This is a genomic window from Brevibacillus soli (assembly GCF_044759095.2).
GTDB lineage: Bacteria > Bacillota > Bacilli > Brevibacillales > Brevibacillaceae > JBIYSM02.
On record NZ_JBIYSM020000051.1, the window covers coordinates 1 to 25,628 of the forward strand.

Here is a 25,628-nt window from a genome sequence, read left to right on the forward strand (position 1 = left end):
TTATGCCCATCTCGCTTTTTGGCTTTACCTTGTAAAAGTAGAATTTCCAACCTTACGTATCATTAACTTCATTTTTTAACGAAAACCTAATTTTGCAAAAGGCTCATATACCAAATGAAAAACGCCCGATACGTGTACCGGGCGTCACTCATCGATTTTGTTATCGTGAAGGAAAGTTTGCTACAGCGTTAACGCATCAGTGGTCTTAAACTTTCCGGAACGCATAAAAAGCTTCCTCTAAGGAAGAACCAGCTTCTACGAAAGGGCTTCGACAGAAGCTTTTGTTATCGCAAAGAAATGAACTTCTCGATGTCTTGTTCAATCAATTTTAACGAGCTGCGCCAAAAGTCCGTGGAGCGAACATCCACATCCATGATTTTGGCTACGTCGGCAATGTTCATTTTGCCGGTGACAGAGAGCAGTTGGTCATACTGTTCGACAAACACGTCTCCCCGTTTCAGATACTCGGCGTACAATCCTTTGGCAAACAACAGGCCGAACGCATACGGGAAGTTGTAGAAGTTGTAATCCGCATAGTAGTAATGCGGCTTGCAGACCCACATGTACGGATGCAGAACGTTGTGATCGAGCCCGTCACCGTAAGCTTCCTTTTGTGCCTGCAGCATGATTTCCTTCAGCTCGTTGACGGAGAGCGATCCGTTTTCCCTGCGCTTGAAGAGTTCGGATTCAAACAGGTAGCGGCTGTAAATATCAACAATCACTTGGCCGGCGCCTGACAGGTCGTTTTCTAGAATGGCGAACGCTTCTTCTTCCGTGGCATTTTGCAGCGCCGCGTTGGCGATGATCGTCTCACACAGGATGGAAGCCGTCTCTGCAATCGGCATCGGATAGTCGCTGTTCAGGAACGCTTCCTCCACAAGACACTCCCCATGGTAGCCATGTCCCAGCTCGTGGGCAAGTGTGCTCACGTCGTTGTAGCTTCCCGTGTAATTGGACATGATGCGGCTCTCTTTGATGACATGGAGGTTGGAGCAGAACGCACCGCCGCGCTTTCCTTCACGCGGCTCCGCGTCGATCCATTTGTTGTCGAACGCTTTCAGAGCGTACTGCGCCAGTTTGTCGCTGAAGCTGCCGAAGTGCTTGACGATGAAGTCACGGGCCTCCTGATAGGTGAAGCGCATGTTGGCTTCCCCCACGGGAGCGAACAAGTCATAAAACGGCAGGCCGTTATCGTGTCCCAGCAGTTCCGCCTTTTTGCGATAGTACTTGTGAAACACCGGCAGACTTTCGCGCATGGCAGTCAGCATGGCTTCCAGCGTCTCCCGATCCATGCGGGAATCTTTCAACGTTTTGTCCAGCGGAGATTCGTATCCTCTCAGCTTTGCCGTGGTGATCACTTCCCCTTTGATCCCGTTGAGGCAAGCGGCGGAAGACTCCTCAATCTTTTTGTAGGCGGCAAGCTCCGCTTCGTATGCAGTTTTCCGAACCGCTGCGTCCTTCTCGTAGGCCATGTTGCGCACAACGGGCAGCGGCAGCTGCTTCGCCTCCCCATCCACAGTCATGTCGACCAACAGCGTGGAAGTCAACAGCTCCTGCAGTTTGGACCAGGCGTTGGAGCCGGTATTTTTCATTTTGGCAAGAACGACCTCTTCTTTTTCACTCAGCAAGTATTTGCTTTTCTCTGCCGTCTCGGTGAGGAAAAAGCGGTGCTCCTCCAGCAGTTTGGAAGATGCGATGAGACTGTCCAGATTGGCGAGGGAACCGAGCCATTTTTGGAACTGAACGCCTGGTTCCACCAGCTCAACCGCCTTGTCCTGGATGCGCTCAATCATTTGGAGCGCCTTTTCATTTTTGGCGTCCACACTGGCCACCAGTTCCGCGTAATGGTAAAGGCGGGACTGCGTTTGCAGAACAGAGGTCAGCATGGTTATGTACGTTTCCATTTTGCTTACGGCGTTGTCTTCATTTTGCAAGTTTTCCTGGGACCAGACTTTCAGCATGCTCATGTCCTGGTCCAATTTTTTTAAATCTTCCTGACATTCGGCGGAGTCGAATGATGTATACAGAGCGTCCAGGCTCCAACGCATATCCATTTGACGAGTAACCTCCTCACAAGGGTTTGATCAGCCATCCCCTATTGTAAAGAATTGGCTGTTGAAGAGCAAGGACAAATAAACCCCCCGACTAATCAAAAGTGCCTATCCTGCGCGGATAGGCAGCTGCTGCTCGAAAAACCCTACAGCTTGGCGTCGATCGACGAATCGGAAGCTGCGTCTTTTTTCCGAATTGTCAGAACAAGAAGCGCCGAGATAACCAAAAAGGCGCTTAGGAAAAACAGCCCCGCCTCCATTTTGCCGGTTGCCTGCTTCAGGTAACCGAGGGCATACGGTCCCAGGAATCCGCCCAGGTTGCCGATTGAGTTGATTAAAGCAATCCCGACGGCTGCGGCAGACTCGCTGAGAAACAGCGCCGGCAGCGCCCAGAATGGACCAAAAAAGCTGTATATCCCTGCTGTTGCTACCGCCATCATGACGATAGAAACGAATGGGTTGTCAGTAAAGGCGCAAATGATCAGACCCAGCGCTCCGATGATCGGCGGCAGAGCGGCATGGACCCGTCGCTCTCCAGTCCTGTCCGAGCGCTTCGCCCACCAGATCATGGCGGCGCCGCCAATGATGTACGGGATCATGGTGACCAAACCGACCTGCGTATTGGTAAGCAAGCTGGAAAAAGACTTGATGATGGTCGGCATCCAGAAACCGATTCCGTACAAACCCACGACGAGCGTGAAATAGATGAACGAGAGATGCCAGACTCGCGGATTTTTCAATACTTCCTTCGTCGTGTACTGTCTGCGTGCGATTTTGGCCTCGTGCTCCTGCTTAAGCTCTGCTTTCAACCATGCTTTCTCTTCAGCGGATAGCCAGTGGGCGTCATCCGGACGGTCTGTCAAATAGAAATAGGTAATCACGCCGCAGATGATGGCCGGAATTCCCTCGAGAATAAACATCCACCGCCAGCCCGGCATGCCGAACCACTGTATGTTGTCCATGATCCAGGTGGAGACAGGTGCACCGATGATGTTGGAGGCGGCAAGTGCCGTCATAAAGAGAGCGACGGCTCGCGCCTGCTCTTTCGCCCGGAACCACAGTGTGATATACAAGATGATGCCGGGAAAAAAGCCTGCTTCTGCCACCCCGAGCAGGAAGCGGAGAATGTACAAATGCATCGCGCTCTGTGCCCAGGCTGTGATGATGACGACAACTCCCCAGCTGATCATGATCCGGGCGATCCAGACGCGAGCCCCGATTCGATGCAGAAGGATATTGCTGGGTACCTCGAACAGGAAATATCCAAAGAAAAAGATGCCGGAAACCAACCCGAACACTTCGCTGGTCAGCCCGAGCGCCTTGTTCATGTCAAGGGCTGCGTATCCTAAGTTGACCCGATCCAGAAACGCCACGATATACAAAAGGAAGATGAAGGGAATGATCCGTCTCATCACTTTGCGGATGGTTCGTTCCCCAACGGGTTGGATGCTTTCGTCCATGTCAATTCCCCCTTAAATGGTTATGTTTTTTGCAAATAAGCAAGCGCAGATAAGGCAAACAACTGTGTCGTCTCCACCAGCTCGTCGATGTCCACATATTCATCGGCGTGGTGGGGGATGTGGCGGTCGCCCGCCCCGGTGGTAAGGATGGGAATGCCGGCCTTATGCAGGAAGGTACCGTCCGTTGCACCCGGCACGCCGTTGTAGACTGGCTCTTTCTTGGTAATTTCCCGATACGATTGGGCGACAGCCTGCACCACATCCTCCTGCTCCGAGGTCAGCGTCCACGGGCGCTCCTCAATCACTTCCAGAAGGGCTTTAAAGTGCGGATCCTGCTGGGCCAACCGTTCCAGGATCGCCTCCATCTCCCTGCAGAGCACACCGTGATCCTGTCCGGGGACGGTGCGGATATCCAGTGTTGTCATGCATTGATCCGGCACCACGTTGATTTGCGCATCCCCTTTTACCGGCGCCTGCAGAATGGTTGGAGTTATGCTTGGCCAGCCAAGCATCGGGTGTTTTCCGAGACGCGCCATTTCCTTTTTCTCCAGCTCCTCCAGCGCCACAATCGCTCTTGCCATGCGCGTGTTGGGATTGATTCCGGTCAGCGGCATGGCACCGTGCGCCATTTTTCCATAGGTGCGCAAAATGGCACGCATCGCCCCTTTCTGGGTGATGCACAGCTGATTCTCTTCCGGTTCGCAGATAATGGCGGCATCGACGCCGTCGGCCCATCCGCGCCGAATAAAGTCTTTGATCCCGATCATCATTCCCTCTTCGTCACAGGGAATGCAGAGGAGAATTTTGCCCGCAAATGCAATTTGTGACCGCTGAATGGCCTTGACAGCGCAGATGGCAGCAGCCAGGTTCCCCTTCGTGTCGCAAGAACCGCGCCCGTAAATGCGTCCCCGTTCGATGCAAGCGCCGAACGGGTCGTAGCTCCACGAATCCCGATCTCCCTCGGTAACGACGTCAGTGTGCGCCTCGAACAGAAGTGTTTTGCCCGGGCGGCCGGAATCGTAATAAGCGATTACATTTGGCCGTCCCGGCACCACTTCTTCGTAAATGACGGTCAGCCCCATCTCCCTGAGCAAATCAGCCACGTAGTTCGCTACCCGTTCTTCATTGCCGTCCGGACAACCGGGACGGTATACACTGGGAATCCGTACAAGCTCCCGGGTAAGTGCAACGACCTCCTGCTCGTCAACGAAGGAAACCACTCGATTCATGGGCAACAGCACTCCTCTTCACCAAATTTACTCGATTGAATAAGCGGGAATCCCACCTGCTTCTTTGGCATGAACGATCGCCTGCACCACCGCTTCCGCCAGCACCTCTGCCGAGAGTGCTCCCACGACGTCAACCGACGCTTCCACTTCTCCGGTGGCAACGGCAAAAACCGTGTCTCCGTCGTACATCGTGTGAACAGGATTAATGGTGCGCGCAAGTCCGTCGTGTGCCATTTGCGCCACTTTGTTTGCACCTGATTTGGTCAGTTTGGCGTTGCTTGCGACGACCGCTATTGTCGTATTTGTCCCCGGCGGAATCGGGGCAAAAGCTTTTGCCTGCATCATGTCAAGACTGTTTTGTATGACTCCCTGCTCGTCTCTGGGCCCCGCCAAAATCTCTCCGGTTTCGGGACGGAGTACATGGCCTACAGCATTAACGGCGACGATTGCACCGATGACCAGTCCGTTTGGCAGTGTCCGAGCTGCGCTGCCCAGACCGCCTTTCATGGCGTTGGCGAAGCCGTTGCATTTCCCCACGGTTGCTCCTGTTCCGGCACCTGTGTTTCCCTGAGCGACTGCCTGTTTCGTTGCCCGAGATGCTGCCAGATAACCCATGGCCTGATCGGGTCTCACCTTGGGATTTCCCACAGACAAGTCAAACAGAACGGCTGCCGGGACAATGGGAACCAGACCAAACCCGACATCAAGCCCGATCTGCTGCTCTTCGAGGTACCGCACGACTCCGCTCGCCGCATCCAGCCCATAGGCACTGCCTCCAGACAGGCAGATCGCGTGCACGACTTCGACCAGATTCGTCGGGGAAAGCAAATCGGTTTCGCGGGTGCCCGGGGCTGAACCCCGGACATCCACGCCGCAAACGGAAGGTCGTTCCAGCAAGATCACCGTGCAGCCCGTCAAGGCGTCGTCGTCTTGTGCATTGCCTACAAGGATCCCTGGAACATCCACGATGGTTCCTGTCATGAATCAGTAATCTCCTGAAATTTTCGACTTTTTCCGGCCTTCGCCGATCTTTTTCCACGCCGTGACAACAGCCAACGTCACAATCACCGAAACGATTGCTTCCGGAAGACCGTTTGTGACGGCAACCGTAGCTGCCACACCTGGAGCCATGTACCCCCGTACGACCGCCATCGTCAACACCAGGATCGTGTTGGTAATGGAACCGACAAACCCAGCCACCCCAATAGCCGCATACTGATTGATGTTCTTCAGCCCGACATAGGTAAAATACGCCGCAACGCCGATGAACAGGCGCGGCAGAATCGCTACCAGCGGGTCTTTAAACAAGGGGATGGTGGCATTTAAAAACGATGATACACCAAAAATGAGACCGATGATGAGACCGACACCCCACCCCTCCATGATGCCGCCGATGACAGCCGGGATGTGCATGATGGTCGCGTTTCCTGCAGCAGTCGGAACCGGAATAAAGCCCAGGCGCGTCACGCCCAACAGGATGGCAACCGCCCCCAGCACACCTGCGATGACAATTTTGCGAACCGTCAATCCTTTTTCCATTAGACCTCCTCCTCATCTTTTTTCGTATATGGAATCCCCTTGTCAGGGAGAACTCCCTCTCCTGGTTATACCGGGATCCACAACATAACAGCCGACATCACAATGCTGGCAAGCAAGGCTGCATAGTCGCGCGGCTTGGCGTGGTAATGAGTGTAGGCGGTTCGCACCGCGCCCGGCGTATAGCAGCGAGCTTCCATGGCCAGGATCAGATCCTCCGCACGGGAGAGCGCCACGTTAAACAGCGGAATAATGATCGGAAACATGTCCTTCGTACGTTTCACGATCCGCCACCATTCACCTGTACCGAAGTCAGCCCCGCGTGACGCCTGCGCTTTCATCATCTTTTCCATTTCCATGGCAAAGGTGGGGACAAAGCGAATGGCGATGGTGATGATCAAGGAGAATGCGTGAACGGGAAACTTTACTTTTTCCAGAGGGCCCAGCAGCCGCTCCATGCCGTGCGTCAGTTCGGTGGTGGATGTGCTGAGTGTAAGCACGCTGGAGAGAAAAATGACTTCGATAAACCGCATTGCCGAGACGATGACCAAGCGGATGCTCTCACTCGTTATTTTAATCATGCCGTATTCAAAGTAGACTGCTCCCCCTGATGCAATTTCTCCGTAAAACAGCAATTGCAGCACACCGAGGATGATGATGAACGGAATAGCGGGCTTGATTCCCGACAGACCGTAATGGATCGGGATGCGGGAGAGATGGAATAGGTACAGACATACCAGCAAGGCAAACAGGTTGCCGACATAGGTATCGCAGACGGCGATCGCCATGAGAAGGATGGCGAAAGCACCCAGTTTGAACCGCGGATCCAGCCGGTGTACCAAGGAGTTGGTCGGCAGGTATTGGCCGATGGTGATATGACGCGTCAATTCGAATTCTGCTGACACCTTTCTCCCTCCTCATCGCAACAGGGTAAGAATTTCTTCTGCCGCTTCTTCCGGTTGAAATGCCCTGACATCCACGGAAAAGCCCGATTCACGCAAGCGATACAGGATATCGACGCTCTCCGGGGTCCCGATCTGATGCTCTTTCAAAATTTGATCGTTGCTGAAAATGTCGCGAGGGGTGCCGCTGCACACTGCCTTTCCGTTCGCCATGACATAGACGCGGTCAGCCAGCAAGGCCACCTCTTCCATGTTGTGGGAAACGAAAATGACGGTGAGCTTTTCGCTGCGGTTGAGATGCTTGATTCTCTCCAACAGCTCCCGTCGCGAACGGGGGTCCAGCCCGGCAGTCGGTTCATCCAGTACGAGCACCTTCGGTTGGAGGGCCAGCACACCGGCCAGGGCGACCTTTCGTTTCTGTCCGCCGCTCAGGGCAAATGTGGCACGGTCCTTCATTTCATCAAACGATAAGCCAACCAGTTCCATGGCCCATTTCACCCGTCGCACCACTTCGTCAAGCGGCAGTCCCATTTTGAATGGTCCATAAGCAACATCGTCTCCCACCAGCTTTTCAAAGATCTGGTCTTCGGGATTTTGAAAGACAAGACCCACTTGTCGCCGCAATGATTTGACATCCAATTTCGGCTGTGACAAATCCAAACCGTTGACGATCACCTTGCCTGCCTGCGGGCGAATCAACCCGTTGAAATGCTGAATCAGCGTAGATTTACCAGAGCCGGTATGTCCGATCACAGCGATGCACTCCCCTGCCTCCACGTGCATGTTAACCCCGTGCAGGGCCTTGTGTTCAAGCGGCGTCCCCTGCATGTAGGTATGGGTCAGGTTCTCTACTGCGAGAATGGGTTGGCTCATGATCCGCTCGCCTCCGCTTCCACCAGGTGCAGTCGCTTCACTTCTTCAACAATTTCCTCTTTGTGAATGAGAGTGGGAGAAAAAGCCGGGTGCTGCCGGTGAACCAGCGAGGCAATCCGGCTGGCGTCCGGCACACCCAGGTGCAGGTCGCTCAGAAATTCCTGTCGGGCGAAAACGTCGCGCGGTGTGCCCTCCAATACGATTCGCCCCGCCTCCATCACGATCACCCGGTCCGCTTCCGCCACTTCCGACATGTGGTGCGTCACCGTAACGATCGTCATGCCCTCGCGATGCAGCTTTTTTATGACGGAGAGGATTTCCTGGCGACCGTAGCTGTCCAGCATGCTGGTCGCTTCGTCCAAAACGATGCACTCCGGTTTCATGGCAAGAATGCCGGCGATGGCAATCCGCTGCTTCTGCCCCCCAGAGAGGTGATGCGGCGGCCGGTGGCGAAATTCGGTCATCCCCACCGCAGTGAGAGCACTCTCTACCCTTTCTCGCATCTCCTGCGGAGGAATGCCGATGTTTTCCAACCCGAACGCCACATCGTCCTCCACGATTGTTGCGACGATCTGGTTGTCAGGATGCTGGAACACCATACCCACCCGGCTGCGGATATCTCGCATGTGAGCCTTGTCCCTGGTGTTCATGCCGTGCACCCAGACATCACCCGACTCCGGAGTAAGGATGCCGTTGAGATGTTTGGAGAGCGTAGACTTTCCGGAACCGTTGTGGCCGATAATCGCGAGGTATTCCCCGGGATAAACCTGCAGGGAAACCTCATGAAGCACCGGGATGCGCTGCGCCTGATTTACTTGATAGGAAAACGAGATGCCTTCCACCCGGATAATAGGCTCGTTGGCCATACGCCCCCTCCCTTTCCCATTAGATTCCTCTGCCGCCGTCCACGTTGACGATTTCGCCCGTGACCATTCGAGCCATGCCGCTGCACAGATAGAGCGCGGCGTCGGCGATGTCGTCGGGCTGGATCAGCGAACCGAGCGGCACACTGTTGATAAATATCTCTTTCGTTTCCTTCTCAATTTTTTCCTTGTCTCCGGACATAAATTTGCTGAGCATCGGCGTGTCGGCCGGCCCAGGATTAATCCCGTTCACCCGAATTCTCCAGGGCGCGAGCTCGATTGCCAGCGCCTTGGTCAGCATGATGGCCGCTCCTTTTGATGCGCAGTAGGCGTTTAAACCGGGGCGTGCCCGCACACCCGCGATGGAACACACGTTCACAATCACGCCCTGCCCGGCTTGCTTCATATGCGGAACGCAATACTTGGCGGTAAGGTAAATGGACTTGACGTTGACGTCCATGATGCGCTCCCATTGTTCCTCTGATACTTCTTCAATCGGGGTAAAAGCCATGGGAACCCCGGCGCAGTTGACAACCGCGTCAACCCTTCCAAACCGTTCGATGGTTTGTGCGATCATTCCCTTCACCTGATCTTCCTCTGCTACATTTCCCTCCACAATCAAGGTTTCCCCGGGGCACTCTTCTGCAGTCAGGCTGGCTACCTGACCGTTCAAGTCGGCAAGCACAACACGTGCTCCCTCTTCAGAAAAGCGCCTTGCAATCGCTTTTCCAATTCCGGAAGCGGCACCCGTGACGATCGCTACTTTTTCACGAAGCAACATGTCGGATCCCCCGTTCTATTTGTTAAGATTCATTACCACCATGCGAAGCTCGGTCATTTCCTCAATGGCGTAGCGCGGCCCTTCTTTGCCCAATCCGCTGCTTTTGACACCGCCGTACGGCATGACATCGTTTCGATAGGTGGACACGTCGTTGATGATGACGCCGCCGTATTCCAATTCGCGAGCCGCTCGCATGGCGATGTTCAGGTCATGGGTGAAGATCCCTGCCTGAAGCCCGTAAGCAGATTGGTTGGCCACGGCAAACGCTTCATCGATGGTTCGATAAGGGATGATGGTGACGACCGGCGCAAACACCTCGAGGCAGTTCACTTTCATTTCTGGAGTGGTGTTGGACAGGACGGTCGGGTGAAACAGCGCCCCTTCCCGCTTGCCGCCGTGGAGCAGTTCCGCTCCCTGTGCCACGGCTTCCTGCACCCAGTTTTCCGCGCGATCCGCTTCACTCTCGCTTATCATTGGCCCGACGTCAGTGTCAGGCTCTTCCGGATTGCCAACCTTTAACTCCCGGACGAGGCTCAGGTACTTTTCCGTAAATTCGTCAACCGCGCTTTCCTGAACGAGAATGCGCTGGACGGCGATGCACGCCTGACCCGCGTTGTGAAAGCTCCGCTGGGAAATGATGCGGGCAGCCTGCTCCAGATCGGCATCGGCATGAACGATATTGGGCGAGTTGTTGCCCAGTTCCAGAGATACCGGGCGCAGTCCGCTGCGCTGTTTGATGTAGGCCCCCACTTCCGAGGAACCGGTAAACGTGTACATCGCGATTCTCCGGTCATCGAGCATCCAGTCGCCTACCTGGCTGCCCGATCCGGTGACGATGTTGATGTGTCCTTTTGGCAGGCCTGCTTCCTCCAAAATCTCGACCAGTTGGAAGGAAGCAATCGGAGTGGCTGTCGCCGGTTTCAGCACGACGGTATTTCCCGCCGCGATGGCCGGCGCCACCTTGTGGGTGCTGAGCAGGAGCGGGTAGTTAAACGGCGTAATGGCCCCAATCACGCCTTTGGGGACACGGATCGCAAAACCAAAGCGATTTTCCGCTCCGGGCGTAGCGTGCAGCGGGACCATTTCACCGGTGATGCGCTTTGCTTCCTCGGCACAGAGGCGCAGTGTGTTGACGACGCGGTCCAGTTCCCCTTTGGCGTCTTTAACGGTTTTGCCCACTTCCCTGACGAGCGACAGTTCCAGCTCTTCCCGCCTTTTCTCGGCGATGCGGGACGCCCGAAGCAGGATTTCATAGCGTTGAAACGGCGTTAACCCGCTTTCCCGAAACACTTCCTGCGCATGCGTTACGGCAGCTTCCACGTGTTCCCGCCTTGCCTTGGCGATGGAGGCGATCACTTCGCCGGTGTATTTGTGGGTGACGGGAATCGTCTCGCCCGTTTCCACCCATCGGCCGTTTATGTACAAGCGGTAGTGCTGGACATTCGCTTTGGTTCCTTCCATGATTCATCCTCCCCTTCGATAAAGTTGTTCGCGGATCGCTCCGCCCAGTTCCCGAGTCGTCGCCGAACCACCGATATCCGGAGTACGCACTTTGCCTTCCACCAAAACCGCTTCAATGCTGTCCAATACCAACTTCCCCAGCTCGCGATGCCCCAGGTGATCCAGCATCATGCTGATGCTCCAGATTTGTGCGATCGGATTGGCGATGCCTTTACCGGCAATATCCGGTGCCGATCCGTGAATCGGCTCAAACATGGAGGGATAGGTTTTCTCCGGATTGATGTTGCCTGATGGGGCCAACCCGAGTCCGCCGACGATGGCAGCTCCCAGATCGGTCAGGATGTCGCCGAACAGATTGCTTGCAACGACAACGTCGAACGATTCAGGCCTGCTGACGAAATAGGCAGTTAACGCATCAATGTGATAAAGCTTTGTATCCATTTGAGGGAACTGAAGGCTGACTTCCCTGACAATCTCATCCCAGAACGGCATCGAGTGATTTATGCCGTTTGATTTGGTCGCGGCTGTCACACGGGTTTTCCCTGTCTCGACGGCCAGCTTAAAGGCATAGCGGACGATTCGTTCCACCCCGTAGCGGGTAAACACGTTGTTTTGAACGGCCAGTTCGTACGGCGTTCCCGGATGGAGTCGACCGCCCATGTTGGAGTATTCGCCCTCTGTATTTTCCCGCACCACCATGAAGTCCAGATCGTCATGCCGCTTGTAGCGCAGCGGACTCTCCAATCCTTTCAGCAGCTTGATCGGCCGTAAATTTACGTACTGCTGAAACGCCCGCCGAATGGGTAGAATCAGCTCCCAGACAGAAACGTGGTCGGGTACTTCAGGAGAACCGACGGCCCCCAGCAAGATGACGTCAAACTCTCGCAGGATGTCCAGTCCGTTTTCCGGCATCATCCGCCCTTGTGTCGCATAATACTGGCAGTTCCACGGCAAAGAGCGTGTTTCAAAAGCGAGTCCGCCGTGGATCTCGGATACTGCTTTCAGCATTTTAAGCCCTTCCGCCATCACCTCCGGGCCGATCCCGTCTCCGGCGATGACCGCAACTGCGTAATGTTTCATCCTGGCTGCTCCTTTGCAATTTACTTGCTTTCGGCTTTCTCTCAAATGCAAAGGTCGTGCCAAAACACTATCTTTTGAATATTCGGTCAAATAACATGGTGCTTTCGCCATCATGTTGCAATCATGTGTGCAACACTCGTTGCAAAAAGCAACATTTACTCCTGAAATTTCTCGTGCTTTTTGATCTTCCTCCAGAGTGTGGTACGGTCCATTCCCAAAAGTTTGGCGGCTTCCCCTCTGTTGCCCTGTGTTTGCCTAAGGGCGTACTCTATCATCGTCCTTTCCGTGTCCTGCCGTCCGCCAAGGCGTCCGTTTCGTTCCAGCTTCTTGCTGAAAAACTTCACATCCGCTTCTCCCAACCGATCGCTTCTGAACAAAAGCACCATGCGCTCCACAACGTTGCGCAGTTCCCTTACATTGCCTGGCCAATCATACTGCCGAAAACGTTGATACACGATGTCCTCGACGTTCACTCGCTTGTCTCCCCGGTCTTCGATTTCGCGGATGATCGCTTCGGTTAGAGCCGGAATATCCTGCAGGCGCTCCCGCAACGGAGGAAGTTCCAGCGTCAGTACATTAATCCGGTAGTACAAATCGGGACGAAACAGCTTGTCTGCAATTAACTGCTCCAACTCGCGATTGGTTGCCGCAACGATGCGCACATCAACAGGGATTACCCGCTCACCGCCGATCCGGCGCACCTTTTTCTCCTGCAGGACGCGCAGCAGCAGCGCCTGAATCGGCAGAGACATCTCCCCGATCTCGTCGAGAAAAAGCGTCCCGCCGTGCGCCAGCTCGAACAGTCCGGGTTTTCCCCCTTTGCGGGCGCCGGTAAACGCCCCTTCATCGTAGCCGAAGAGTTCGCTCTCCAGCAGATTGCCTGGGAGCGCTGCGCAGTTGACGGCGACGAACGGACCGGTGGCGCGTGAACTGCTTAAATGAATGCCCTGGGCAAACAGTTCCTTCCCCGTGCCCGACTCGCCGAGAATCAGTACCGTTGCGTCCGTCCTGGCAAAGGTTTCGGCCATTTCCCTGGCCTCACGAATGGCTGGGGAATCCCCGACGATGTCATCCAGCCGGTACTTCGCTTCCAGTCCGCTTTCGATGCTTTGCTTGCGGATGCGCATCTCCATCTTTTGAATGTCGGTAATCTCCTTGAAGGTGGAAACCGCTCCGACAATCGCACCGTCAACCACAATGGGCAGCCGGTTGATCACAATCTGCCGGTTCAGGACGGTGGCAATGTCCCCGATTTCCTTTTTGCCCGTCGCCAAAATTCTCAGCATATCGGACTGCGGGATGTATTTCGTAATCTTTTCTCCCACGATCCCGTTGGGAAGCCCCAAAATTTCCGTTGCGTTTTTATTGACCAGCGTGATGTTGAAATGGCGGTCGATTGCGATGATTTCGTCGTGGGAGGCATCCAAAATCGCCTGTATGTGCGTGTTGTTCATGCCGGTGGCGAATCCCCTTCCTGTGCCCGCTCAACCAGTGCCGTCACCTCGGCAGGCGGCTTGCGGGATCGACGTTTCCGTTTGCTCCTTTTCTTGCGAAGAATGAACAGCGTAAACAGCATCAGCCCCAGTGTCATCAGCTGCAGCGGCTGCACCAGTTTGCTCTCCACCCAGCCGCTCATCCAGAGAAGCTGGCAGATTGTCGCTACATATAGCAAGATGTTGGCCAATGTTTGGGCTTTCATCAGTCGCCTCCTTTCTTAAAGAGGATGTTTAAAAAGTCCGGGAAACATTGCCGTCGCATCTCGGTTGCGCTTTTTTAAACGCCCACTTACAACGTATCTGCCAAAAAACTCCCACCAGATAGACAGCCTGACAGGAGTTTTGGGGCACGCAACAAGTCTAGATCTGACGGGCAAATTCATCAAAGCTTTGTTTTTCTTACATTCTAGCAGAAAAGGAAGGAACCATCCATTTCCAATTGGGCAGGATGGTCCGTTTTATCCTGTTATTTCAAAGCCATGCGCAACACGGTACGGTAAAGCAGCTCGGTTCCAAGTGCAATGTCTTCGCAGGAAGCGAACTCCAGCGGATTGTGACTGATGCCGTTCTTGCAGCGAACAAAAATCATGCCGTACTCGCACACATAAGAGAGAGCCAGAGCGTCATGGAACGGGCCGCTCATCAATTCTGGGACGTCAAGCTGCATTCCGGCACTCTCTTCGCGCATCATCTGCTTGATCCGTTCGTCGCAGTAGCGCGGTTCGCTGTTTGTATCCTCTGTGATGGTGTAAGTCAAACCACATTCTGATGCAATCTGCTCGATCGCCTGGCGCAGCTGCCGTTCCCGTTCGTTTCTCCGCGCCAGGTCGATATCCCGCAAATCCACGGTGAAGCGGACCCGCTCCGGTATGATATTGCGGGAGTCCGGGAAGACCTCCAGATGACCGACTGTTCCCACCGTCGGAGCGGAAAGGTCCTGCTTGGCAATGTCGTTCAGGGCGACGATAGCTTTTGCCGCCCCCAGAAGGGCGTCTTGCCGAAGCGCCATTGGAACGGAACCGGCATGGCCGGCAAAACCGGCAAACTCCACCGTCCACCAGAGCGGTCCGGAGATGCCGGAGACGATCCCCACCGGTCGGTTCAACGACTCGAGAATGGGTCCCTGCTCGATATGCAGTTCGAGGAAGGCGCCGATGGATCCACGAGGATATTCCGATTGACCGAATTGCTCCGGGTCGCAGCCAAAATCAATCAGCGCTTGTCTTCTCGTCACGCCGTTCTTATCCGTCCGCTCCAGTTCGCCCGGCTCCAGTTTGCCGAGAATTCCCCTTGAACCGAACAACCCTTTTTGAAAACGGCAGCCCTCTTCGTCGCAGAAGGCGACCACTTCTATTGGATGGTCCGGCAGCACGTTTTGTTCCGCCAGGGTTTGAACGGCTTCAATTCCGCCCAGTACTCCGATCACGCCGTCAAAACGGCCACCGTACGGCTGGGAATCGATGTGAGAGCCGATCATCAGGATGGGGGCGTCAGGATTTTTACCGTCTAGGCGGCCGATCAGATTCCCGAAGTGATCGATCCGGGCTGTCATCCCTGATTCCTCCATCCATAACTTTACCAGATCAACCGCTTCCCGATCTTCCCGGGACAGGGCCAGACGACAAACACCGGTTTCAGATATTTTGCCGATCTGGGAGAGGGCTTCCACACGATGTTTCAATCGTTCCTGGTTGATGTTCAGCTGTCTTGTCTGCGCATTCACGTCTCGATAACCTCCTCGGGCTGTTTTTGATAGACGACCTTTCCATCAATGAACGTCATTTCCACATACAAGTCTTTCAGGCATTCCGCAGAAACGTCCAAAATGCGATCATTCAGCACGACCAGATCGGCCAGCTTGCCCGGCTCAATGCTGCCTTTTATGTCCTCTTCAAAACTGGCGTAGGCACCGTTCCAGGTGTACAGCCGGATCGCCTCCATCACGCTTACCCGCTGAATGGCGCCCACCTCCTGACCGGACTTGCTTTTTCGATTAACCGCAGCGTGGATGCCGAGCAGCGGATTGTGATCGGTAACCGGACTGTCTGAAGCTGCTGCGGCAATGATGCCGTTGTCGAGGAAGTCACGGACGGGGAACATGTGGTTTACTCTCTTGCCGATGTTTTTTACGTAACCGTCCCCGAACTCGTAGAAAAACGGCGGATTGGGAATGGGGACGATGCCAAGGCTGGTCATGCGTTCAATCAGATCGGGCATGGAGACGCCCGCATGCTCGATGCGATGACGGTGGTTGGTTCGCGGGTGCTTGGAGAGCGCCTCTTCAAAGCAGGTCAAAAGCATCTCGATCGCCCGATCACCCTGAGCGTGGGCGGTAATCTGGAACCCTTTTGCATGGGCTTCTCCTAAAATGTTATTCAGCTCTTCCTGCGTGTAGTAGAGAATCCCGCAATCGTTTGGACGGCTGTCGAACGGTTCCCGCATGGCCATCGTCGGCGCAATGCTGGCACCATCCGTAAAGACCTTGGCAGGCCCGATGCGAAACCACTCGTCACCAAGACCCGTTACGATCCCTGCCTCCATCATCTTGCGTACGAACTCATCCGATTGGTTGAGCGCGCAAATCATGGCATAGATGCGAACCTTCACATCCCCGGCCTGCACTGCCTTTTGCATGGCCCGCAAATTGTCCGGCCCGTATCCGCCCGCATCGTGTATGCTGGTAATGCCTTTCGCCACAAAATCGTCGGACGCAAGCTTCAACGCTTTTCTATACTCCTCCTCGCTAAAACCCGCCACCTCAAACATTTGCATGTGGGCCGTCTCAACGAGAAAACCTGTGGGTACTCCATTCTCGTCGCGGTCGATTCTGCCGCCCTGAGGATCCGGGGTGTGTTCGTCAAACCCGGCTCGCTCCAAGGCTCTGCTGTTTACTGCCGAGTGATGGGCGCACGTCCGCATGACGAAAATGGGGTGTTCGGTCGAGACCTGATCCAACTCCCAGCGAGTGGGGAAGCGTTTCTCTGCTATGCGATTTTCGTCAACTCCCCACGCCCGCACCCATTCGCCTTTGGGAGTTTGCTGCGCTTTTGCCCGCAGTTCTGCCAGCAGATCGTCGATGGTCTGCAGGTGGGCTGCCTTTCCGTTTACTCCCAGCTTGTTGGTTCCATAGATGGTCATGTGCAGGTGGGAGTCGACAATGCCGGGCAGCAGGCTTTTGCCGCTCAGGTCGTAAACGGTCGTCTGCGGCCTGATAAAACGGCGAATCTCCTCGTTGCTGACCACGGCTACAATGCGATTGCCCTGCACTGCTACGGCTTCTGCCACACGGTTGCACTCGTCTACGGTAATGACCTGCGCATTGAGAAAAACGTTGTCTGCCATTCTGTTTCCTCCTCACACTGCATGTTTGGTTTGATTGACCTGCGGAGCCTGCATCCTATTCCTTGTCGCCATACTGACGGCGACCATCACGACGATGTTGACCAGCATGGCGACGATCCCGACATTGAGATCCTTGAGGAATGGCGGCAACGCAGGAAATAACGTCCCGATCGTGGCTTTGGTAACCGTCACATACGCCACCGTCAAAACCCCGACCGTGATTCCGGCAAAGGCGCCGTACTTGTTTACGATGGGGCGCGGCAGCAGGCTGAAAAACAATGCCGGGAACAGTTGTGTCACCAGACTGTAGCCCATCAAGAGCAGAGTAACAAGCGTATCTCCCCCGCTGATGGTAAAGTAAAGCGAAATCAAAGAGATTACGGGGACGAGCGCTTTCGCGTTGATGGCTACCTGCTTGTCCGTCGCCGCAGGTGTAAATACCTTGATGACGTTCTTGGCCAAAAGGGTTGATGCCGTCATCAGCAGCATGGAGCCGGGTACAAGCGCGGTCAACAGACCCGCTGCACCGATCAATCCCACCATCCAGGGGTCAAACGTTGCGATGGAGAGCCTCAACAGGGACAGGTCCCCTTCCGCTCCCTTCAAACCGGGCACCTGCAGAATCGCGGTAAATCCGACAAAGAAGACGAACAGGAGCATGAGCGTATAGAGTGGGAGCACAATGGTGTTTTTGCGGAAAACGTTTTCATTTTTGGCCGAATACACGGAGCCAAAGGTATGCGGCCACATGTAGAAACCGAGAACGGTCAGGAGGACGGTGGAGATGTACCACGATACACTTAATCCTTCATCGGGAAACGTCAGAAAATCAGGTTTGGCTGCATTGACCGCTTCAAACATGGGCTGAATGCCGCCGTAGTAGTGGAAGGGAAGGTAAAGTCCGAGGAACACCACAATGAAGAAGATCATGATGTCTTTGATGACGGCAGTCCAGGCCGAACCGTGGATGCCGGATATCATCACGTAAATGGTGACAGAGACAACTCCGATCCAGACCGCTGCCGTTGGCGAGATGGAGCCGTATGACGCTTCCGACACGATGATGCCCAGCCCTTTAAACTGCAGGACGAGATACGGAATGATCGCCAACACCCCGACAATGGAGACGAGAATGCCCAAATACGGGCTCTGGTATTTGGCCACAAAGAAATCGGATTGAGAGACAAGTCTGTGTTCTTTGGCATAACGCCAGATCGGCGGAAGCAGCCAATACGAGAGGACGTAGGCAAGAGCAATGTAAGAGAGGACGTAGTACGAGGGTGCCCCCTTGGAGTAGGCCCAACCGCTGCCGCCCAGGAACGTGAAGGTCGTGTAAATTTCCCCGGCGACCAGCAGGAAGATGAATACCGTACCAAAACCGCGGCCGCCAACCGTCCACTGCTCCATGTTCATGTCTTTTCCTTTTTGGGCCAAAATGCCGAAGAACAGGGACAGAGCCAAAAAAGCAAAGATGATGAGAAGCGCTGCGTTCATTTGCCGTCACCCTCCCGGCTCGCAGGATCCAGTCTGTTGATGACCGCCATCATCACGGATGTGAGAACGACCCAAAGCACGATCCAAAAGAGCACGAAAGGCATTCCCAGTACATACGGTTCCACCTGGTTGACAAACGGTACACCTCCCAACATTCCGATAAAAGGAACCAACCCGAGTACGATCCTTGTTTTCATGCGCTACCCTCCTTTTTTTCGGCCAGCCCGTCGTTTTTTTGGACAAGCCTGGAACATTGTATTGTATAATTATCAAAAGATTCCCTCTTTTCCTTTGTCCATGTAACCAGCAATTTCCCCGCATTTTTGTACAAATTGATAAATGTTTGGGAGGAATGGCATGATTACCGTTTCCGAGATGATTCAGGTAGCTGGTCTCAACCATTCTGCAGTGCTGGCAGGCGAAGACTTTCTGACGAACCAACTTTGTGGCATTACCTCGTTTGACTCTCCGGATGGGTACAAGTGGTTGAGAGACAAAGAGTTCGTCCTGACCACTGGCTATCCGTTTGTCGCCAATCGGATGGACGCGGCCAAAGGGCTCCTGCCATTCATTGATGCCCTGGTTGAAAAAGGGGCTCCCGGTTTCGCCATCAAGCTGGGAAGGTACGTCACCAGCCTGCCGCAGGAAGTGATTTCTTACGCCACCCGAAAACAGATCCCCATCCTCTCCTTTCCGATGGACAAGGCCTGGTCGGATGTCATCGTACCAGTCGTAACCCATATCAACAATAAACAAAGGCTGGCCTTGGACCTTACGCACTCCATCTATGAGCAGTTTCATCGGCATCTTACCAACTGCGGAAATCTGGAAGAACTCGCACTGCTTTTGCACCGGGTGATCCAGGTTCCCGTGACGATCCATCTGCGCTGCACGGGAGAACAATTCGACGCCCCCGCTTCCTATTTGAGTAAAGAACAGATCGATGAGATCTTTTCCAAACCGATTCCCAAGAACGGCGAACAGGTGATGCCCAGACATCAGGACAGGCATGTGATTCGCTGGCTGGTCAGCGAAAATTCCAAGGAAGGCGCGATTCTCCTATGGAACGTCTGTCGGGAACTGCACCCTTGGGAAAAGGTTGCGATCGAACAGGCTGCTGCTCTGATCTCTCTGGAAATTCAGCGGCAAAAAACGATTTCCGCCACGTATCAGCGGTTTCGCAATGACTTTTTGGATACACTGGCGGACGGCCAGTTGGGTGCGCGGGACACCCTGCGTCGAAAAGCGGAAGAAGTCGGATGGACGCTAGGCGATGACTATGTGGCCGTCCTTATCGATTACCAGAGTCAGACTGTCGGTGACGTTCAGGTCTGGAAAGACAAACTGTCCCTGCTGGACTATCTGCAAGCGAATCTTTCACCTCTTGAAAAAGCGATCCTCAGCGGCCTGGACCGAAAAAACCGCATTCTCCTGCTGCTTCCGAAAGAAGCTGCCCCTCCCTATTCGCAGGAATGGATGAAAAGGCTGATCGACCTGCTCCGACGTACAAAGAAAGGCCCCTTCTTTGCGGGAGTGGGACGGTTCTATCCCCGCCTGGACGGCATCTCCAAAAGCTACAGGGAAGCCGCTCTCAGCCTCAAGGCGGCGACAAATGCAAATGGGACGGACGAAGCCCCTCCGAACCAGGCGTTTCGTCTCAAGTTCTTTTCCGACTTGAATCTGGAACGCATTCTTTACTCCAGCCATCCGGAAGAGGAAGCAGGCGCATTGGCCAACGAGTGTCTGGGCAGTATCATGCAGTACGACAGGGAACGAAACGGTCAGCTGCTGCAGACGCTAAAAACCTTTTTGGAAACCAACGCAAACTACGCTGACACGGCAGAACAGCTTTTTGTCCACAAAAACACAATAAAATACCGCCTGCAGCTAATCCGTGAGATGACCGGATTGAACCCTGAAAACGGGAACGATCAACTGTTATTTCGCATCGCTCTCTCGGTACAGCTCCTCGTCTAATTTCATCCTGTCTGCTACAATGACAAAAAGTGTCCATGACTGGGAGGGAATGGGAATGCAGGAGTACATCGGGAAGAAGGTACGGATGAGAGAAGGCCCCAAAAAGCGGGGCATGATTGAATACGCCGACGAACAGTACATCGTCGTCTACTTCACCATCCCTCGCAAAGAGCGAGTCGTTTTCGCAAACAACGACTCGTTTTTTCAGAAGGTCGAGCTGCTGGAGAATCAAGATAACCCACCCGGCATTAGCAATCCTCAACCCACTCGGCGTTAGCTATCGCTGAGCCGAGTGGGGTCCCTTTCTTCGCCGGGCGGGGCCCCGAACACTTTTCTAGCGGCTGTATGGGAAGTCCAAATTTATAAATTCTTATACAACTAGAAAACCCTTGGCATCCTCAAAATGCCAAGGGTTTCTTCATTGATCAATACCTGGGCGTCTCCGTTTGCGAAGAAGCGCAAGCACTGCCGCTATCACACCTGCGTAAATCAGCACCGCAGCCAGAGAGTGGAGCCAATTGGTAAACAACCGGTCTCCAACAAAAGCAAACATCAGCATCGTCGGCACTTTGCCTAACAAGGTTGCAAGCACATACGGCAGCAGCGCCATACGGCTCAACGCGGCATAGACATTGACGGCAAGAGCCGGCACGATCGGGATCAGGCGGGCTGTAAATACCGCGGCAAAGGCATTGTCTTCCACCATCCGGGTAAACCTGTCCATTTGCTGGAAACGGGAAAGATACGCCCGTCCCTGCTCGGCAAACAGATAACGAACCAGCCCAAACATCAGGACAGCAGCCAGTACAGAACCGATGACGCTGATGACGCTCCCCCAGAATAATCCGAACTTTGCTCCCATGGCCCCAGCCGCCACTCCGAAGGGAATAATCGGCACCATGCCGAGGAAAGCGGTGACAAGGACCATCAATGGAATGTCATCCATTTCCCCGGTTTGCAGCCAATGGAGTATCGGCTCCTTGTAATGGAACGAGAGGGACAGCACAGCCAGATAGGCAAGAGCAGTCCCCCAGGTTTTCACGGCAGCTGTCATGTTACGACTGGGCATAATGTTCCTGGCGCTGGCGCTGTACGTCTTCACTTTCGAGATACTCATCGTAGGTCATCATCTTGTCAATGATCCCTTTCGGCGTAATCTCGATGATCCGGTTGGCAATCGTCTGGACGAACTGGTGGTCGTGGGAGACGAACAGAATCGTTCCTTCAAAATCAATCAAGCCATTGTTCAAAGCCGTGATCGATTCCAGATCCAGGTGGTTGGTTGGCTCGTCGAGAATCAATACGTTGGACTGGGACAGCATCATCTTGGCCAGCATGCAGCGTACCTTCTCTCCTCCGGACAGGACGTTGGCCTTCTTCAGGGATTCGTCTCCGGAGAACAGCATCCGCCCCAGATAGCTGCGGATAAAGGTCTCATCCTGCTCCTTGGAGAACTGGCGCAGCCAATCTACCAAACTGAGGTCAACCCCATCGAAATAACGGGAGTTGTCTTTCGGGAAGTACGCCCGCGACGTCGTTACCCCCCATTCGAAAGTCCCGCTGTCCGCTTCCAATTCGCCCATCAGGATGCGGAACAAGGTTGTTTTCGCCAGCTCGTTTGGCCCTACAAAGGCAATCTTATCGCCTTTGTTGACCGACAGGGACAGATTCTCAAACAGCTTCTCTCCGTCGATTGTCTTGCTCAATCCTTCGATCAACAGCAAGTTCTTGCCTGCTTCCCGCTCCGGCTTGAAGTTGATGAACGGATAGCGGCGGTTGGACGGCTTGATGTCCTCCAGTGAAATCTTGTCGAGGAGCTTTTTCCGAGAGGTAGCCTGCTTTGACTTGGAGGCATTCGCGCTGAACCGGGCAATAAACTCCTGCAGCTCCTTGATCTTCTCTTCTTTTTTCTTGTTCTGCTCTCGCGCCAGTTTGAGCGCCAGTTGGCTGGACTCGTACCAGAAGTCGTAGTTGCCCACGTACAGCTGAATTTTGCCGAAGTCAATGTCAGCAATATGCGTACACACCTTGTTCAGGAAGTGACGGTCGTGGGACACGACGATGACGGTGTTCTCGTATTCCGCCAGGAAGTTCTCCAGCCAGCGGATCGATTCAAGATCCAGGTGGTTGGTCGGCTCGTCGAGCAGCAGGATATGCGGGTTGCCGAACAGGGCTTGCGCGAGCAGCACGCGCACTTTTTCGTTTCCGCCAAGGTCCTTCATTTTTTTGTCGTGAAGCTCTGTCGGAATGCCCAGACCGTTCAGCAGTTCAGCTGCATCCGCCTCTGCCATCCAGCCGTTCAGCTCTTCAAACTCGCCTTCCAGCTGCGATGCCCGCATGCCGTCCTCTTCGGTGAAATCCGGCTTCATGTAGAGCGCATTTTTCTCTTCCATGATGTCATAGAGGCGCTTGTGACCCATGATGACCGTCTTCAGCACCTCCACTTCGTCAAATTCAAAGTGGTTTTGCTTCAACACCGCGATCCGTTCGCCCGGCGTGATGGAAACGTGGCCGCTTGTCGGTTCGATTTCTCCGGAGAGGATTTTCAGAAACGTGGATTTGCCGGCACCGTTCGCCCCGATCAGGCCGTAACAGTTGCCTGGCGTAAACTTGATCGTAACGTCTTCAAACAGGACGCGTTTGCCGTAGCGCAGCGTCACATTATTTGTACTAATCATCTGAATACCTGCCTTTTTCCATTTCTCTAAAAGAATATCGTATCAGACGTTCAGGTTATTTGCCAGCCTCGATCTCTTCGATCAGGGCGGACAGCTCAGCCCAGCGCTCAATGGCTTGTTCCAGCTCGGCAGACACCTGCTGTTCTTCCGCGAACAATTTTTGTGCCTTCTCAAAGTTGCTGCCCGCCTCGGCAATTTCCGTTTTTAACCGCGCGCTCCGCTCTTCAAGGGCGGCAATTTTCCCTTCGATCTCTTCCCATTCTTTCTGATCCTTGTAGCTCAGTTTGCGCGTACGGTTTCCGCCCCTGCCAGGCGAGCGGGTTGCGGAAGAGTCGGCTTCGTTTTTTTGTTTCTCGGTTTCCTCCCGGGCCAGTTCTTCACGTCTTGTCTCCAGGTATTCGGAATAGTTTCCGGTGAACTCCCGAATCAACCCGTTCCCTTCAAATGCCAACAGTTCATCGACTGTCCTATCGAGGAAGTATCGGTCATGAGAGACAACAATGACCGCACCCGGAAACTGCTCCAGGTAATCTTCCAGGATGGAAAGCGTCTGGATGTCCAGATCGTTGGTCGGCTCATCCAATAACAGCACATTGGGCTCTCCCATCAGGGTGCGCAGCAGGTATAGTCGCCGCTTTTCACCGCCTGACAGCTTGGAAATCGGCGCCCACTGCAGCGCGGGAGGAAAAAGAAAGCGTTCCAGCATCTGCGCAGCGGTGATCACATGGCCGTCACTGGTGCGGATCACTTCCGCCGCTTCCTTGACATAATCGATTACGCGCAGCGACTCGTTCATATCCACGCTCTCCTGCGTGTAATAAGCCAGTTTTACTGTCGGTCCTGTCTCGATTGTGCCGCTGTCCGGCTGGATGCGTCCGGCCAAGATGTTTAGCAGGGTGGATTTTCCGCTGCCGTTTGGTCCGATAATGCCCACCCGGTCCCCCGGTTGCACGATATAGCTGAAGTCGTAAATGAGTGTGCGTTCGCCAAAGTGCTTGCTCACGCGCTCCAACTCCAACACCTTTTTTCCGAGACGGCTTCCTGAAAGAGCAATGTCCAGCTTTTCCGCCGGCCCCTCCACTTTGCGGTCGCGCAGTTCCTCCGCTCGCTGGACGCGAGCCTTCTGTTTGGTGGTGCGGGCTTTGGCCCCGCGGCGCAGCCAGGCCAACTCTCGCCTGAGCAGGTTTTGCCGCTTGCTTTCAGAGGCAGCCTCGTTCTCCTCCCGCTCCGCCTTTTTCTCCAGGAATGCACCATAGTTGCCTTCGTAGCTGTACAACTTGCCGCGATCCAGCTCGAAAATGCGGTTTGTCACCCGATCCAAAAAGTAGCGGTCGTGGGTCACGAGCAGCAGGGCTCCTTTGTACCGCGACAAAAACTCCTCCAGCCATTCCACTGTTTCATGATCAAGGTGGTTGGTTGGCTCGTCAAGAATCAGCAAGTCTGCTGGTTGAATCAGCGCCCGTGCCATTGCCACTCGTTTACGCTGCCCGCCGGACAACTGACCGACCGGCCGGGTATAGTCGCGAATGCCCAGTCGGGTCAGAACGGCTTTCGCCTGTGTGCTCGCCTCCCAGGCATCTGCCGCATCCATCCGGTTTTGCAGGGCAAACAGGCGCTCCTGCTTTTTGGTATCGTCGGGCTTACACTGCAGATCGGCGAGTGCCTGCTCGTACTCACGCAGCAGATGCATCAAAGGAGAGTCGCCGTAGAAAACCTGTTCCAGAACGGTGGAATCGTCAAGAAATTCTGGCTGCTGCGGCAAATACTCGACGTGAAAGCGGTTGGCGTGAATCACCTTGCCGCTGTCCGGCTGTTCGATCCCGGCCACAATCTTGAGCAGCGTCGATTTCCCCGTCCCGTTGACACCGATCAGACCGATCCGCTGTTGTTCTGCAATATGAAAGGAGATCTGGTCAAACAGAACTTTTTCTCCTACGCTTTTGCTTAGTTGTTCCGCTGTCAGGATGTTCATTTCTCTCACTCCGACATCATTGTCATGCAAATCGTGCACACCCTTCCGATGGTATCACACTTTTCCCTGAATGCTCCACTTTTCATAGAACTTTTTTCACCGGGGAATGCTAACCCATGCAGAAACATCCGATACAGGAAAGAGGTGGATGCATTGTCCAATCAAAACGGCGTTAAAAATGAAATGGGACAAAAGGAAAACCCTTCCCAGACTCGTGCTTCCAATACCATCAGCAAAGAGAAAACGCGCTCCAAACAGCGCGGTGAATAAGGTAAGAAAACCCACCCGGCATTAGCTAACGCTTCGCCGGGCGGGGCCCCGAACACTTTTCTAGCGGCTGTATGGGATGTCCAAATTTATAAATTCTGGTGTATGAAATAATGTCCTTAAACAAAGGAAAATCCCCAGCGACTACGGAAAAAAGAAGTACCTG

General features: G+C 54.2%; 22 protein-coding genes. 2 read left to right on the forward strand and 20 right to left on the reverse strand.

Annotated features, from left to right (window positions below; translation table 11 throughout):
- Positions 1-284: 284 nt before the first annotated feature.
- From ACE99V_RS17615 to ACE99V_RS17695, 17 genes are all read right to left on the reverse strand, one after another.
- Entirely contained in the window at positions 285-2,054 is a 1,770-nt protein-coding gene (locus ACE99V_RS17615; protein ID WP_400492547.1) for a M3 family oligoendopeptidase, read from the reverse strand.
- Positions 2,055-2,197: 143 nt separating this feature from the next.
- Entirely contained in the window at positions 2,198-3,511 is a 1,314-nt protein-coding gene (locus ACE99V_RS17620) for an MFS transporter (protein WP_400492548.1), read from the reverse strand.
- A gap of 20 nt (positions 3,512-3,531) precedes the next feature.
- Positions 3,532-4,740: a M20 family metallopeptidase gene (locus tag ACE99V_RS17625; protein WP_400492549.1), complete on the reverse strand. Its 1,209-nt coding sequence runs from the start codon at positions 4,738-4,740 to the stop codon at positions 3,532-3,534.
- 27 nt (positions 4,741-4,767) lie between these two features.
- Complete coding sequence (locus ACE99V_RS17630) at positions 4,768-5,721, reverse strand: P1 family peptidase (RefSeq protein WP_400492550.1); 954 nt, start codon at positions 5,719-5,721, stop codon at positions 4,768-4,770.
- A 3-nt stretch (positions 5,722-5,724) separates the two neighbouring features.
- Positions 5,725-6,279 (reverse strand): ECF transporter S component, encoded by a 555-nt coding sequence (locus ACE99V_RS17635; RefSeq protein ID WP_400492551.1) that lies wholly within the window; start codon positions 6,277-6,279, stop codon positions 5,725-5,727.
- Between the two features lie 65 nt (positions 6,280-6,344).
- Complete coding sequence (locus ACE99V_RS17640) at positions 6,345-7,181, reverse strand: energy-coupling factor transporter transmembrane component T family protein (protein WP_400492552.1); 837 nt, start codon at positions 7,179-7,181, stop codon at positions 6,345-6,347.
- Positions 7,182-7,193: 12 nt separating this feature from the next.
- Complete coding sequence (locus ACE99V_RS17645; protein ID WP_400492553.1) at positions 7,194-8,051, reverse strand: energy-coupling factor transporter ATPase; 858 nt, start codon at positions 8,049-8,051, stop codon at positions 7,194-7,196.
- Positions 8,048-8,917 carry an energy-coupling factor transporter ATPase gene (locus ACE99V_RS17650; protein WP_400492554.1) on the reverse strand — a complete coding sequence of 290 codons (870 nt, stop codon included), beginning with the start codon at positions 8,915-8,917 and terminating at the stop codon, positions 8,048-8,050. Before ACE99V_RS17650 ends, ACE99V_RS17645 begins: the two co-directional genes overlap by 4 nt.
- Before the next feature lie 19 nt (positions 8,918-8,936).
- Positions 8,937-9,695, reverse strand: a complete 759-nt coding sequence (locus ACE99V_RS17655; protein WP_400492555.1) for an SDR family oxidoreductase — start codon at positions 9,693-9,695, stop codon at positions 8,937-8,939.
- A 15-nt stretch (positions 9,696-9,710) separates the two neighbouring features.
- Positions 9,711-11,156, reverse strand: a complete 1,446-nt coding sequence (locus tag ACE99V_RS17660) for an aldehyde dehydrogenase family protein (protein ID WP_400492557.1) — start codon at positions 11,154-11,156, stop codon at positions 9,711-9,713.
- Positions 11,157-11,159: 3 nt separating this feature from the next.
- Positions 11,160-12,236, reverse strand: a complete 1,077-nt coding sequence (locus ACE99V_RS17665; protein ID WP_400492558.1) for a tartrate dehydrogenase — start codon at positions 12,234-12,236, stop codon at positions 11,160-11,162.
- 155 nt (positions 12,237-12,391) lie between these two features.
- Positions 12,392-13,690, reverse strand: coding sequence for a sigma-54 interaction domain-containing protein (locus tag ACE99V_RS17670; protein WP_400492559.1), 1,299 nt, complete (start codon positions 13,688-13,690; stop codon positions 12,392-12,394).
- Positions 13,687-13,935: a hypothetical protein gene (locus ACE99V_RS17675; RefSeq protein WP_400492560.1), complete on the reverse strand. Its 249-nt coding sequence runs from the start codon at positions 13,933-13,935 to the stop codon at positions 13,687-13,689. The genes ACE99V_RS17670 and ACE99V_RS17675 overlap by 4 nt, the downstream gene beginning before the upstream one ends.
- 263 nt (positions 13,936-14,198) lie before the next feature.
- Positions 14,199-15,455, reverse strand: a complete 1,257-nt coding sequence (locus tag ACE99V_RS17680) for a Zn-dependent hydrolase (protein ID WP_400492561.1) — start codon at positions 15,453-15,455, stop codon at positions 14,199-14,201.
- On the reverse strand, positions 15,452-17,074 hold the full coding sequence (locus ACE99V_RS17685) for an amidohydrolase (protein WP_400492562.1): 1,623 nt from the start codon (positions 17,072-17,074) through the stop codon (positions 15,452-15,454). Before ACE99V_RS17685 ends, ACE99V_RS17680 begins: the two co-directional genes overlap by 4 nt.
- 12 nt (positions 17,075-17,086) lie before the next feature.
- Positions 17,087-18,568, reverse strand: coding sequence for a sodium:solute symporter family protein (locus tag ACE99V_RS17690; RefSeq protein WP_400492563.1), 1,482 nt, complete (start codon positions 18,566-18,568; stop codon positions 17,087-17,089).
- Positions 18,565-18,765, reverse strand: coding sequence for a DUF3311 domain-containing protein (locus tag ACE99V_RS17695; RefSeq protein ID WP_400492564.1), 201 nt, complete (start codon positions 18,763-18,765; stop codon positions 18,565-18,567). Before ACE99V_RS17695 ends, ACE99V_RS17690 begins: the two co-directional genes overlap by 4 nt.
- A 160-nt stretch (positions 18,766-18,925) precedes the next feature.
- Between ACE99V_RS17695 and ACE99V_RS17700 the strand changes: the two genes are divergently transcribed.
- Both ACE99V_RS17700 and ACE99V_RS17705 read left to right on the forward strand, forming a co-directional pair.
- Positions 18,926-20,545, forward strand: a complete 1,620-nt coding sequence (locus ACE99V_RS17700) for a PucR family transcriptional regulator (RefSeq protein ID WP_400492565.1) — start codon at positions 18,926-18,928, stop codon at positions 20,543-20,545.
- Positions 20,546-20,600: 55 nt separating this feature from the next.
- Complete coding sequence (locus ACE99V_RS17705) at positions 20,601-20,822, forward strand: hypothetical protein (RefSeq protein WP_400492566.1); 222 nt, start codon at positions 20,601-20,603, stop codon at positions 20,820-20,822.
- A gap of 141 nt (positions 20,823-20,963) precedes the next feature.
- On the opposite strand, the gene ACE99V_RS17710 is transcribed toward ACE99V_RS17705, so the two are convergent.
- Genes ACE99V_RS17710 through ACE99V_RS17720 form a run of 3 tightly spaced genes read right to left on the reverse strand, consistent with a single transcriptional unit; the run spans position 20,964 to position 25,195 of the window.
- Entirely contained in the window at positions 20,964-21,662 is a 699-nt protein-coding gene (locus tag ACE99V_RS17710; protein WP_400492567.1) for a TVP38/TMEM64 family protein, read from the reverse strand.
- Entirely contained in the window at positions 21,601-23,223 is a 1,623-nt protein-coding gene (locus tag ACE99V_RS17715) for an ABC-F family ATP-binding cassette domain-containing protein (protein ID WP_400492568.1), read from the reverse strand. The genes ACE99V_RS17710 and ACE99V_RS17715 overlap by 62 nt, the downstream gene beginning before the upstream one ends.
- A gap of 55 nt (positions 23,224-23,278) precedes the next feature.
- Positions 23,279-25,195 (reverse strand): ABC transporter ATP-binding protein, encoded by a 1,917-nt coding sequence (locus tag ACE99V_RS17720; protein ID WP_400492569.1) that lies wholly within the window; start codon positions 25,193-25,195, stop codon positions 23,279-23,281.
- Between the last annotated feature and the right edge of the window lie 433 nt (positions 25,196-25,628).

Excerpts from the sequence above, each read along its gene's own strand:
- ACE99V_RS17615 (WP_400492547.1), bottom strand. The coding sequence starts at position 2,054 with ATGGATATGCGTTGGAGCCTGGACGCTCTGTATACATCATTCGACTCC.
- ACE99V_RS17620 (WP_400492548.1), bottom strand. The coding sequence starts at position 3,511 with ATGGACGAAAGCATCCAACCCGTTGGGGAACGAACCATCCGCAAAGTG.
- ACE99V_RS17625 (WP_400492549.1), bottom strand. The coding sequence starts at position 4,740 with ATGAATCGAGTGGTTTCCTTCGTTGACGAGCAGGAGGTCGTTGCACTT.
- ACE99V_RS17630 (WP_400492550.1), bottom strand. The coding sequence starts at position 5,721 with ATGACAGGAACCATCGTGGATGTTCCAGGGATCCTTGTAGGCAATGCA.
- ACE99V_RS17635 (WP_400492551.1), bottom strand. The coding sequence starts at position 6,279 with ATGGAAAAAGGATTGACGGTTCGCAAAATTGTCATCGCAGGTGTGCTG.
- ACE99V_RS17645 (WP_400492553.1), bottom strand. The coding sequence starts at position 8,051 with ATGAGCCAACCCATTCTCGCAGTAGAGAACCTGACCCATACCTACATG.
- ACE99V_RS17650 (WP_400492554.1), bottom strand. The coding sequence starts at position 8,917 with ATGGCCAACGAGCCTATTATCCGGGTGGAAGGCATCTCGTTTTCCTAT.
- ACE99V_RS17655 (WP_400492555.1), bottom strand. The coding sequence starts at position 9,695 with ATGTTGCTTCGTGAAAAAGTAGCGATCGTCACGGGTGCCGCTTCCGGA.
- ACE99V_RS17660 (WP_400492557.1), bottom strand. The coding sequence starts at position 11,156 with ATGGAAGGAACCAAAGCGAATGTCCAGCACTACCGCTTGTACATAAAC.
- ACE99V_RS17665 (WP_400492558.1), bottom strand. The coding sequence starts at position 12,236 with ATGAAACATTACGCAGTTGCGGTCATCGCCGGAGACGGGATCGGCCCG.
- ACE99V_RS17670 (WP_400492559.1), bottom strand. The coding sequence starts at position 13,690 with ATGAACAACACGCACATACAGGCGATTTTGGATGCCTCCCACGACGAA.
- ACE99V_RS17675 (WP_400492560.1), bottom strand. The coding sequence starts at position 13,935 with ATGAAAGCCCAAACATTGGCCAACATCTTGCTATATGTAGCGACAATC.
- ACE99V_RS17685 (WP_400492562.1), bottom strand. The coding sequence starts at position 17,074 with ATGGCAGACAACGTTTTTCTCAATGCGCAGGTCATTACCGTAGACGAG.
- ACE99V_RS17690 (WP_400492563.1), bottom strand. The coding sequence starts at position 18,568 with ATGAACGCAGCGCTTCTCATCATCTTTGCTTTTTTGGCTCTGTCCCTG.
- ACE99V_RS17695 (WP_400492564.1), bottom strand. The coding sequence starts at position 18,765 with ATGAAAACAAGGATCGTACTCGGGTTGGTTCCTTTTATCGGAATGTTG.
- ACE99V_RS17700 (WP_400492565.1), top strand. The coding sequence starts at position 18,926 with ATGATTACCGTTTCCGAGATGATTCAGGTAGCTGGTCTCAACCATTCT.
- ACE99V_RS17705 (WP_400492566.1), top strand. The coding sequence starts at position 20,601 with ATGCAGGAGTACATCGGGAAGAAGGTACGGATGAGAGAAGGCCCCAAA.
- ACE99V_RS17710 (WP_400492567.1), bottom strand. The coding sequence starts at position 21,662 with ATGAGTATCTCGAAAGTGAAGACGTACAGCGCCAGCGCCAGGAACATT.
- ACE99V_RS17715 (WP_400492568.1), bottom strand. The coding sequence starts at position 23,223 with ATGATTAGTACAAATAATGTGACGCTGCGCTACGGCAAACGCGTCCTG.
- ACE99V_RS17720 (WP_400492569.1), bottom strand. The coding sequence starts at position 25,195 with ATGAACATCCTGACAGCGGAACAACTAAGCAAAAGCGTAGGAGAAAAA.